Consider the following 11,294-nt stretch of genomic DNA (forward strand, 5'->3'; position numbering starts at 1 on the left):
GCCCCCGGGCCGTGTGCGCCGTGCTTTCCACACGACCCGAGGACCGGAAACCTAGTTGGCGAGGTCGTCCACGGTCGCGGCCTCGTTCCGGGACAAATTGATGCCCAGGTTCGCGGCGGCACGCTCGAGGTCCTCGTCATCGCCGTCGGCCATCGCGATGGCGGCGCCGTCCGAGGACAACACCTCCACGTTGAGGCACAACGACTGGAGCTCTTTGAGGAGCACCTTGAAGGACTCGGGGATGCCCGGCTCGGGGATGTTCTCGCCCTTGACGATGGCCTCGTACACCTTCACGCGGCCGACGACGTCGTCGGACTTGATGGTGAGCAGTTCCTGCAGGGTGTAGGCGGCGCCGTACGCCTGCATCGCCCAGCACTCCATCTCACCGAAGCGCTGGCCACCGAACTGGGCCTTACCGCCGAGCGGCTGCTGGGTGATCATCGAGTACGGGCCGGTCGAACGCGCGTGGATCTTGTCGTCGACCAGGTGATGCAGCTTGATGATGTACATGTAGCCGACCGACACCGGGTACGGGAACGGCTCGCCGGAGCGACCGTCGAACAGTGTCGCCTTCCCGTCCGTACCCACCATCCGCTCGCCGTCGCGGTTCGGCAGCGTCGAGCTGAGAAGGCCGTTGAGCTCGTCCTCCTTCGCTCCGTCGAACACCGGGGTCGCGATGTTCGACTCGGCCGGCGCGGACAGCATCTCCTCGGGCAGGCTCTGCGCCCAGTCCGGACGCGAACCGTCACCTGCGATCTGCACATTCCAGCCGGACTTGCCGATCCAGCCGAGGTGTGTCTCGAGCACCTGGCCGATGTTCATACGACGCGGGACACCGTGGGTGTTCAGGATGATGTCGATCGGGGTGCCGTCGGGCAGGAACGGCATGTCCTCCTGCGGGAGGATCTTGCCGATGACGCCCTTGTTGCCGTGGCGGCCGGCGAGCTTGTCGCCGTCCTGGATCTTGCGCTTCTGGGCAACGTAGACGCGGACCAGCTCGTTGACGCCGGGAGGCAGATCGTCGTCGTCCTCGCGCGAGAACACGCGGATGCCGATGACCTTGCCGGACTCACCGTGGGGCACCTTCAGGGAGGTGTCGCGAACCTCGCGGGCCTTCTCACCGAAGATCGCACGCAGCAGGCGCTCCTCCGGGGTCAGCTCGGTCTCGCCCTTCGGCGTGACCTTGCCGACCAGGATGTCGCCGTCGCGAACCTCGGCACCGATGCGGACGATGCCACGCTCGTCGAGGTCGGCGAGGACCTCGTCGGAGACGTTCGGGATGTCCCGGGTGATCTCCTCGGCACCGAGCTTGGTGTCGCGGGCGTCGATCTCGTGCTCTTCGATGTGGATCGAGGTGAGGACGTCCTCCTCCACGAGGCGCTGCGACAGGATGATCGCGTCCTCGTAGTTGTGGCCCTCCCACGGCATGATCGCCACGAGCAGGTTCTTACCCAGCGCCATCTCGCCGTTGGCGGTGCAGGGGCCGTCGGCCAGCACCTGACCGAATTCGACACGGTCCCCCTCGTCCACGATCGGACGCTGGTTCGCGCACGTGCCCTGGTTGGAGCGGGCGAACTTGCGCAGGCGATACGTCTTGCGGGTGCCGTCATCGGCCATCACGGTGACGTAGTCCGAGGAGACCTCCTCGACCACGCCGCCCTTCTCGCTGACGATGACGTCGCCGGCGTCTACCGCGGCCCGCAGCTCCATGCCGGTACCGACAAGCGGGGCCTCGCTGCGCACCAGCGGCACCGCCTGACGCTGCATGTTCGCACCCATCAGGGCACGGTTGGCGTCGTCGTGCTCGAGGAACGGGATCATCGCGGTCGCGACCGAGACCATCTGACGCGGCGAGACGTCCATGTAGTCGACGTCGGAGGACGAGACGAACTCGACCTCGCCGCCCTTACGGCGGACCAGGACGCGGGCCTCGACGAACTGACCATTGGAGTCGACCGGCGAGTTGGCCTGTGCCACGACGTGGCGGTCCTCCTCGTCCGCGGTCAGGTAGTCGACCTGGTCGGTGACTCGGCCTGCCTCGACCTTGCGGTACGGCGTCTCGATGAAGCCGAAGGGGTTGACCCGCGCATACACCGACAGCGACCCGATCAGGCCGATGTTCGGGCCTTCCGGGGTCTCGATCGGGCACATGCGCCCGTAGTGCGACGGGTGGACGTCTCGGACCTCGAGGCCGGCACGCTCACGTGACAGACCACCCGGGCCCAGCGCCGACAGGCGGCGCTTGTGGGTCAGACCCGACAGCGGGTTGTTCTGGTCCATGAACTGCGACAGCTGGGAGGTTCCGAAGAACTCCTTGATCGCGGCGACGACGGGCCGAATGTTGATCAGGGTCTGCGGCGTGATCGCCTCGACGTCCTGCGTGGTCATACGCTCGCGGACGACGCGCTCCATGCGGGACAGGCCCACGCGGATCTGGTTCTGAATGAGCTCGCCCACGGTGCGCAGCCGACGGTTGCCGAAGTGGTCGATGTCGTCGACCTCGACCAGAACCTCGGTGCCGCCCGGCGCGGTCATCACCGGGTCACCAGCGTGCAGATGCACGAGGTACTCGATCGTCGCCACGATGTCTTCCTCGGTGAGCACCGACGCCTCGACGGGCGCACCGGCGTTCAGACCCAGCTTCTTGTTGAGCTTGTAGCGGCCCACGCGCGCGAGGTCGTAGCGCTTGTCCTTGAAGAACAGGTTCTCCAACAGCGTCTGCGCGCTCTCCTTCGTCGGCGGCTCGCCCGGACGCAGCTTGCGGTAGATGTCGAGCAGCGCCTCGTCGGTGCCCGCAGTGTTGTCCTTCTCGAGGGTCGACATCATGATCTCGGAGAAGCCGAAGCGCTTGGTGATCTGCTCGGTGGTCCACCCCAGGGCCTTGAGTAGCACGGTCACCGGCTGACGACGCTTGCGGTCGATGCGCACGCCGACGGTGTCGCGCTTGTCGACGTCGAACTCGAGCCACGCGCCACGACCCGGGATGACCTTGACACTGTGCAGGGTCTTCTCGGTGCTCTTGTCGATGGTCTCGTCGAAGTAGACGCCCGGCGAACGGACCAGCTGCGATACCACGACGCGCTCGGTGCCGTTGATGATGAACGTGCCCTTGTCGGTCATCATCGGGAAGTCGCCCATGAACACCGTCTGGCTCTTGATCTCACCGGTGTTGTTGTTGATGAACTCAGCGGTGACGAACAACGGCGCCGCGTAGGTCATGTCCTTTTCTTTGCACTCGTCGACCGGGGCCTTGACCTCGTCGAAGCGCGGGTCCGAGAAGGACAGGGACATAGACCCCGAGAAGTCCTCGATGGGCGAGAGCTCAGCCAGGATCTCTTCGAGACCCCCCATGATCGCTCCGTCGCCACGCGCGGCCGCACGCTCACGCCAAGCCTGCGCGCCGATCAACCATTCGAATGAATCAGTCTGTAGGTCGAGGAGCCCTGGCACCTCGAGGGGCTCACGAATCTTCGCGAACGAGATCCTCTTGGGGGCTCCGGGGATTCCGGCAACTGCCTTGGTCTGGCTAGAGACTGCCAAGATGCGTCCTTCCAGCACCTCACGCGGGTCGCTACTGCTGGTGCGACCGCCGCTGTATCTGCTTCTTCATGTGGGGCGAATTCGCTGGTCACAACCCGAACGAAACCTCGCCACAGAAGCAGGAAGCGGATCACTTCGCCGCAGTGAGGTCAAGAGGTGGACAGGAGGCAGCCAGCGCAACGTCCAAACATACACCCAGACTCAGTCGATGTCGAGTAGGGCACAGAAAAGACACTTCGCGTGGGTGCCGCGCGGAGGCTGCCGCGTTAATGTTCACGCATAGAGTGACGCGTGATGATCGCCGCGTCAAGCCCGGTCCCGATGTTCCGACCGGAAGGGATGTCGGAAACACCAGGAAGATCTCGAACCATTCGCCGGTCGACGGGGTGCTGGCCGATCTGCCGAACGCCCGACTACTGATCCGCGATATCAGACAATAACCACACACCACCCACTTTTTCCATCTGAACGATCAGCGGGCCCGACGCGCTGTCCTGCGCGACGCCGTTCGCCTCGGCGCTGACGATCATGTTCACGATCAATTCGGCGCGGTCGCCGTCGAGGACCTTGACGCCGACGTCGGTCAGCTGCACGGCCGTGCTCGTCCCGGACTGCTTGACCGCCGATACCGTCGGATCGACGGTCATGTCGAACTCGGCGCGCATCCCTTCGGTCAGCACACTCCTTGCCCGGTCCGGGTATTGATCGATGTTGTCGGGGGCATACGCGTAGAGGGTGTTCAGCGCGGACCGGGTCGCCTCGGCAACCTCGGACGTGGCCGCGATGTCGACGTACGCGGTGTTGCTCACCTGCGTGCCCGGCCGCCACATCGCAACGGCCGCGATCGCAGCCATCACCACCGTGGCAGCACCGAGCACGGCGACACGTCGCCAGCTGAGCCGACCAGGAGGCGCCGCCGGGGCGAGTTCAGCTGCCGTCTCGAGAGTCCCGTCGGCTGCCGTCTCGGGAGGCTCGTCAGCTGCGGTCTCGGGAGACTCCTCGGCTGCCGCAGCCTTGGCCGTTTCCGGGGCTGCCGCCGTAGCGGCTTTGCCAGCCTTCGGTGAGTCCACCTCGCCCGCGGCCGGAGCCTTCCGCGCAGAAGCCGGGAGCCCCTCGACAGCAGGCGTCGCGGCAACGACTGGGGGGTCGGCCGGGACGTCAGGCGTGGCCTCGGAAGTGGCCGAGTTGGTTTCGGATGTCGGACGAACCGAACTGCCGGCAATCTTCCGCCGCCGCGAGGACGTGATGGACCCGGGCTTACGGCGAATCGGGGGCACTGCAAATACTCCTTCGGATCTCGGCGCTACCGGCCGCCGGCATCGGGCATCGGTTGGTCCGATCCGGCACCCGGATCCGCCTGTTGCGCCGCAGTCTGGTCGAGAAGCCCGACGTTGCCGAGGTTCACCGACTTCGAGGCCCGCCAGACCCCGTCGTCGCCCTCGTCCATGGTCAATCTCATCGTCACCCGCACCTTGCGTGAAGACTCGTCGGGCCACGTCGTGGTGGTGGCGAGCACGACCAGCGCGTCCGCCGTGCCGTCGTCGGTGTTGAGGGTCGTCAGCGCCGCGCCGAGCACCTCCGCCTTACTACGCGCGCCGGTCTGCGTCGTCTGCTCCGTGAGCTGGTCCCGGGTCGCGTTCAGGTCATCGACCAAGTCGCCGGTGATCGAGGACTCGATGTTCTCGAACGATTGGTCCAGGTTCGATGCGTCGAACGAGTTGAGGTTGATGGCGGCCTGACGAGCGTCGGACAGCGCCGATTCACGGGCATCGGCTTTCGGCTTCTCGACGAAGGCGGCCCCGAACCAGCCGGGGACGAAGGCCATCGCCGCGCCCGCTGCGCCGGCGAGGAGGACGATCACCGCAGTAGTGGCCGCGACCAGGGCTTTCGTATTCTTGGTGGTGCTGCGATTGGTCGTGGTGTCCGTCACACGGCAACCCTACTTTCGGGTGGTTGAGCTTCCGCACGCTACCGGATCGGCACGACGCCCATGAGCGTCGCGACTTGGGTAGCGATCGGATTCAGATTGAGCTTGTCGGGGTCGGTCTTGGGCTTGCTGTCCCACGGTTGCGGGGTCTGCGGGTCGGCGTAGACGATGCGCTCGGCGCTGCGCACGCCGGTGGGGTTGCCCTGCTCCACGGCACATCGCACGTTGGTGTTGAACGGGAAATCGTCAACGGTGTCGTCGAAGTTCGGATTCTGGGCCTTCATCTGCTCGAGGATTTCGTATGTGCCCTCGTAGCCCTGTGTGCACGGTACCGGGTTGTTCGTCTCGAACACGAGACCGAAGTGGATGGTGCCGTCGTTGGGCGCAACCGCGGACGCGGCCGAGGGTAGAGCAGGCAAGAACTGGAGCAGCGGCTGGAGCGTGATCGACCTCGGGCCGACTGTGGTGAGCGTCGTCGCCAAGTTCGTCAGGTCCGTGGTCAACGCTTCACCGCTGTCGTCGACCACCAGGCCGACCGTGTCCGACGCATCGGTGCCGGTGCCGATCAGCCTTCTGACATCCGGGTCGCTCGACTTCAGCTGCGCTGCCAATTGTTGTAGGCCACTGCTGAACTCGCGGATCGAACCGGACTGAGCGGCCTGGGTGTCGAAAACGGCCCGGCCGTCGCTGATGAGCGTCAGCGTCTGCGGCAAAGCCTCGTTCGCCGTGTCTGTGAACCGGCTCAGCGAGTCTACGAGCACCTGCAGGTCCTCGCCCTTGCCGGAGAAGGCCTTGCCGAGCTCTACGACGGCCGTCTGCAGTGAATCGATCGGCACCGAGCGGGCCAACCGGTCGACGCTGCTGATCAGGTCCTCGACCGGGATCGGCGTGAACGTGTTCTTCTCGGAAATCTCCGACCCGTCGGTCAGGTACGGCCCCTCGTCGGTATCCGGTTGCAGGTCCACGTACTGCTCACCGATTGCGGACCGGTTCGCGACGACCGCTTTGGCCGACGCTGGAATCCGGGGCGCACCGTCGCTGATCATGAGCGCGACCGACACCCCGTCCTCGGTCAGCGTCAGGTCGCCGACACGCCCAACCGGCACACCCCGATAGGTCACCTCGGCGTTGGTGAAGATGCCACCGGAGGTCGCGAACTGCGCATCCACCTGGTATTCGCCGAACCCGAGCAGGGTGTCGAGTCGCGCGTACTTGGCGCCGACGAAGCCGACACCGAGCACCGCGATGAGGACGAATGCCACCAACTGCCACCTGGCGAGCCGCGAGACCATTACCCACCCACCTTCAGTTGCTGCAGGAACGCAGCGAACGGGTTCTGCTGCGTGTTCGTCGCCTCGGGTAACGGAGCCGTGCCCGGCGCCGGCACCGGGTTCGGCACGATCGGCGGCAGCGGCAGCAACGACACCGTCGGCCAACCCGGGCGCGGGCCGTTGCCGTTGTAGTACGGATTGCTCGGGTCTACCGGGACCGGAGGACCGTATTGGGGCGGGTAGTACACCGGGTCGGGTTTACCGACGCCCAAGTTCGACAGAACCTCCCCTATCTGCAGGTCAATGGACAGGAACACGTTGGCCTGACCACCGTGAATGGACGGGATGACCGAGTCCGGGAACGGGAACGTCGGAACGATCGGCGCAGACGTGATGATGTCCGGTGCCGCCTCGCCCAGCTGCTGGAGCGTCGGCCGCAGCGCGCGCAGGTCCGCGATCAGGTCGTCCTTCGACCGGTTGACGACGTCTGCACCGACCTGACCGAGACGATCCACCTGGGTGAGCATCTGCACCAACTGCGGGCGTTGCTCCTCGAGGATCTCGATGCCCTCAGGCAGCTCGTCGAGGATCTTCTCGAGCTTGGCGGTCTGGTCGCCGACCCGGGTATTGAGGGTGCCGAGCCCGTCCAGTGCGCGAGTGATCGAGTCACGCTGCTCCTCGAGCCCCCGTATCAGGGTGTTCGTCTGCTCGAGGAGACTGCGAACCTTGGTCTCCCGGCCGTCGAGCGCTACCTCGAGCTCCGAGACGATCGGCTGCAACTGCGCGACACCACCACCGTTGAGCAGCAAGGACATCGCACCAAGCACCTGCTCGATGTCGGTGGCGTGCCGGGTTCGATCCATCGGGATCGTGGCACCGCTCTCCAGCCGCTCGGCGGACGGGTTCTCGGGCGGTGCGGAAAGCGCGATGAACTTCTCCCCCAACAGGCTGGACTGTTCGACCTCGGCGACCGCGTTGGCCGGTAGATCGACCGAACCGTTGATCAGGGTGTCGACCTGGGCGGTCCAGCCGTCTGGTGCCACCTCGATCTTCTCGACCCGCCCGACCGGGACGCCATCGACCTTGACGCTCGATTGCGGGACCAGGTCGAGCACGTCGCTGAACTGGATCGTCACCTGGATCGGGTCGCTGCCGATGTCCGCACCACCAGGCAGCGGGATCGAATAGATACCCCCCGAACCGCAAGCGCTCGCCGTCAACGCGACGGCACACACGCCCGCCGCCACCGCTGCCGCTCGCATCCTCATCGCCCTCACGGCGTGCCACCCAACCGCGGCGACTCGGTCCCCGGAACCGTGCCCGGTACCGCACCCTGCTGCAGATTGTCCCCACTCAAGATGCCCAGTGGCAGGTTCAACGTCGGGGTCTTCACGCCCGCGGTCATCTGGTCCGTGATGAGCTTGCAATTGTCGATGAGTGGCCTCATCTCCTCGCCGATCGCCTCGAACCGGGGATCACCCGGCATCAGCTTGGCCACATCCATGAGCTTGCAGCCCAGTCCCAGCGGATCCTGCAGATCGGTCAGGTCGACGCGCATGTGCAGGGTGCCGGACTCGGCGTCGTGGGCGTTGACGAGGTTGCTGATCGCCAGTGGAATCGTCACCAGTGCCTCCGCGAGCGAATCCCGCTGATCGGCAACGGTCTCGGTGACGGTTGTCAGGCCGTCGAGATTCTGATCGAGCAGGTCCCTGTTGTTCTCGACGAACCGGGCGACATCTCCGAGCGCGAGCGACAACTGGTTGAGCGCCAGCCCGAGGTTCTCCTTCTCGACCGCCAGGTATCCGCTCAGATCCGCGAGTTGGGTGTTGAACTGGCGCACCTGCGCGTCGTTCGCCGCGAGAGCGCTGACGAACACCTGCAGGTTCTTGACGGTGTCGAAGATGTCGGCGCGGGAGTCCGACAGTCTGCGGGCCGCCGCGGACAACTGCGCGAACGTGTTGCCGAGCACCTCGCCGTTGCCGTCAAGGTTCGCGGCCGCGGTATCGACGAGGTCGGACAGTGCACCGTTCTTGTTGGCACCGTTGGGCCCCAGTGCCTCCGAGAGTTCAGTGACGCTCGCGTACAACCGGTCGACCTCGACCGGCGTCGCCGTCCGCGCTCGCGGGATGGTCGCCTGTCGGCCCATCTTCTCTCCGCCGGTGTACACGGGCGTGAGCTGAATGTACCGGTCGGACACCACCGACGGTGTCACCTGCGCGGCCTGTGCGTCGGCGGGGATGTCGATGCCCCGGTCGACGGTCATCTTCACCTCGACCTCGCCGCCCAGTGGCACCACTGAGTCGACCGTGCCGACCTTGACGCCGAGGACACGCACATCGGAGCCGGCGTAGATGCCCACCGACCGGTCGAAGTACGCGGTGATCTTGGTGGTGCCCAGGTTCTGGAACAGCCACCACGGCACTCCGACGGCCAGGACCGCGAATGCCGTGATCAGGGCCACCGGAATCCATCTGCGGCGACCGGCTCGGGTCTCACTCATCGGGTCCCCCCAAAGTGCGGAAAGGCTCGCGGTATCCGGGGATGTCCGGCAGCCCGGGCGGGGTCAGGTTGGTTACCGCCGTGTCGAACCATCGGCCGTTGCCGAGAACGTTGGCGTAGATCCGGTAGAACGGCCCCGCGTACTCGAGTGCCTTGCTCACGTTCTCCTGGTTCTCGTTCAGGATGTCGATCACGCCCTGCAACTGAGTCAGGGCCGGGGTGATCTGCTCTTCGTTGTCGGCGACCAACCCGGTGAGCTCCTGAGACAGGGTCTGCGTGCTCCTCAGTAGTTGACCGATCGCCTGCTGCCGGCTGTTGAGCTCGGCGAGCAGGGTGCCCCCGTTCGCCAGAATCTGATCGAACTGGTCACTACGGTCGGCCAGGATCTGCGAAGTCTGGCGGGTGGCGTCGAACAGCTGCTCGAGTTCCTGATCCCGCTTGGCCAACGTCTCCGACAGCCGGGCGATACCGTCGAGCGAACTGCGGATCTCGTCAGGGGTTCCCGAGAACGCTTCCGACAGCACCTCGAAACTCGACGCCAGCTGGTCGCTGTCGACCTGCTCGAGCGTCAACGCCGCGTCGCTGAACGCGTCGATGACGTCGTATGGCGAAGTGGTGCGCTCGAGTGGGATCCGCACCCCTGAGTGGAGGACCTCGGTGCCCCGCGGGTCGAGCGCAAGGTACTTCTGTCCCAGGATCGTCTTGATCTGAATCGACGCCGTGGTCTGATCGCCGATCCACGCGTCCTGGGTACGGAATGTCACCAGGACACGGTCACCTGCGAGATCCACGTCAGTCACCTTGCCTACCTTCACGCCGGCCACGCGCACCTCATTGCCGGGCCGGAGTCCCGCAGCCTCGGAGAACTCGGCGGTGTACCGGTTCGCGGCGCCGACGATCGGCAGACTGTCGAGGAACAACGCCGACAGGGTCGCGAGCAGGATCACGACCATGCCGAGGGCACCAGTGACGGCTGGGCTGCGCTTCTTGGTCATCGCTCACCGTCCGCGTAGCAGCGCGGAGCCGCGTTGGTATAGATCGGCTGGTTGACGGTCGGGAGATTCGTCGGGAGGTTCAACTGAGGCGCGGAGCCGGGCCCGGCAACGATGTCGATCCCGCACAGGTAGAACTGGAACCACGAGCCGTAGCTGCCGACCCGGCCCAGCTTCTCCATCTTCACCGGCAGGTTCGCGAGAACCTGGTTCACGTCGTCGCTCCGCTCGTTGATGTGCCCGGCAAGGGTGTTGAGGCCGGCAATCGAGCCTTGGATCGACGGTCGCGTGGGCACGATGAGGTCCGCGGTTGCGGCGGTCAGCTCCGACAGCGACTGCACCGACTGACCAACCATGTCCCGATCTGCGTTGAGGCCGCTGACCAGGCGCTCGGTGTTCACGATCAACTGGTCGACCTGCTCGTCACGCTGGTTGACGGTGTCCAGCACCTTCTCCAGGTTGATGATCAATTCGCCGATCACCCTGTCCTTGTCGGCGATCGTGTTGGTCAGGGACGCGGTGTTCGCCACGAGCTCCTCGATGGTTCCGCCCTCCCCCTGGAACACCTGGATGATCTGGTACGACAGCCTGTTCACGTCGTCGGGGCTGAGAGTCTGGAACAACGGGCGGAACCCGTTGAACAGCGTCGTGAGGTTCACGGCCGACTTGGTCCGATCAAGCGGGATCGTCTCCCCAGCGGTCATTTTGTGACCCTGTTGACCGGTGCCCTGCTCGAGTGCGATGTACCGCTGTCCGACGAGGTTTCGGAACCGGATCGTCGCCGTCGTAGTGGCCGGCAACCAGTCTCGATCCGAGACCGTGAACTCGACCTGCGCCTCACGATCGTCCACGATCTCGATCTTGGTCACTTGCCCGACGCGGACACCGGCGATGCGGACCTCGTCACCCTCGTTCAGAGACGTGACGTCAGTGAAGCGCGCGATGAACTTGGTTCCCCCCGCGGAACCGGCATTCGCGATCGTGAGTGCCAGCAAGCTCGTCGCAACGGTCGTTATCACCGCGAAGATCAGCAGTTTGGTGAGCGGGGCGGCCACCCCTCGCAGG

General features: G+C 65.4%; 8 protein-coding genes. All 8 read right to left on the reverse strand.

Translation table 11 applies throughout. The features are described from left to right. Positions 1 to 51: 51 nt before the first annotated feature. Positions 52 to 3,558: a DNA-directed RNA polymerase subunit beta gene (rpoB, locus tag EGT50_RS12550; protein ID WP_127955006.1), complete on the reverse strand. Its 3,507-nt coding sequence runs from the start codon at positions 3,556 to 3,558 to the stop codon at positions 52 to 54. Between the two features lie 395 nt (positions 3,559 to 3,953). After that, on the reverse strand, positions 3,954 to 4,817 hold the full coding sequence (locus EGT50_RS17265; RefSeq protein ID WP_235870736.1) for a mammalian cell entry protein: 864 nt from the start codon (positions 4,815 to 4,817) through the stop codon (positions 3,954 to 3,956). A 26-nt stretch (positions 4,818 to 4,843) separates the two neighbouring features. After that, a complete protein-coding gene (locus EGT50_RS12560) occupies positions 4,844 to 5,470 on the reverse strand; it encodes a mammalian cell entry protein (protein ID WP_235870737.1) in 627 nt (208 codons plus the stop codon). A gap of 38 nt (positions 5,471 to 5,508) precedes the next feature. After that, complete coding sequence (locus EGT50_RS12565; RefSeq protein WP_127955007.1) at positions 5,509 to 6,759, reverse strand: MlaD family protein; 1,251 nt, start codon at positions 6,757 to 6,759, stop codon at positions 5,509 to 5,511. Continuing rightward, positions 6,759 to 8,006, reverse strand: a complete 1,248-nt coding sequence (locus EGT50_RS12570) for an MCE family protein (RefSeq protein WP_235870756.1) — start codon at positions 8,004 to 8,006, stop codon at positions 6,759 to 6,761. Before EGT50_RS12570 ends, EGT50_RS12565 begins: the two co-directional genes overlap by 1 nt. Before the next feature lie 5 nt (positions 8,007 to 8,011). Then, on the reverse strand, positions 8,012 to 9,238 hold the full coding sequence (locus tag EGT50_RS12575; protein ID WP_127955009.1) for an MCE family protein: 1,227 nt from the start codon (positions 9,236 to 9,238) through the stop codon (positions 8,012 to 8,014). Next, on the reverse strand, positions 9,231 to 10,232 hold the full coding sequence (locus EGT50_RS12580; RefSeq protein ID WP_127955010.1) for an MCE family protein: 1,002 nt from the start codon (positions 10,230 to 10,232) through the stop codon (positions 9,231 to 9,233). Before EGT50_RS12580 ends, EGT50_RS12575 begins: the two co-directional genes overlap by 8 nt. Continuing rightward, positions 10,229 to 11,293 carry an MCE family protein gene (locus EGT50_RS12585; protein ID WP_127955290.1) on the reverse strand — a complete coding sequence of 355 codons (1,065 nt, stop codon included), beginning with the start codon at positions 11,291 to 11,293 and terminating at the stop codon, positions 10,229 to 10,231. The genes EGT50_RS12580 and EGT50_RS12585 overlap by 4 nt, the downstream gene beginning before the upstream one ends. Position 11,294: the final 1 nt, after the last annotated feature.

The organism is Rhodococcus xishaensis, from assembly GCF_004011825.1.
GTDB lineage: Bacteria > Actinomycetota > Actinomycetes > Mycobacteriales > Mycobacteriaceae > Prescottella > Prescottella xishaensis.

Coding starts and splice junctions, on each gene's coding strand:
- EGT50_RS12580 (WP_127955010.1), bottom strand. CDS start 10,232: ATGACCAAGAAGCGCAGCCCAGCCGTCACTGGTGCCCTCGGCATGGTC.
- EGT50_RS12575 (WP_127955009.1), bottom strand. CDS start 9,238: ATGAGTGAGACCCGAGCCGGTCGCCGCAGATGGATTCCGGTGGCCCTG.
- EGT50_RS12565 (WP_127955007.1), bottom strand. CDS start 6,759: ATGGTCTCGCGGCTCGCCAGGTGGCAGTTGGTGGCATTCGTCCTCATC.
- EGT50_RS12570 (WP_235870756.1), bottom strand. CDS start 8,006: ATGAGGATGCGAGCGGCAGCGGTGGCGGCGGGCGTGTGTGCCGTCGCG.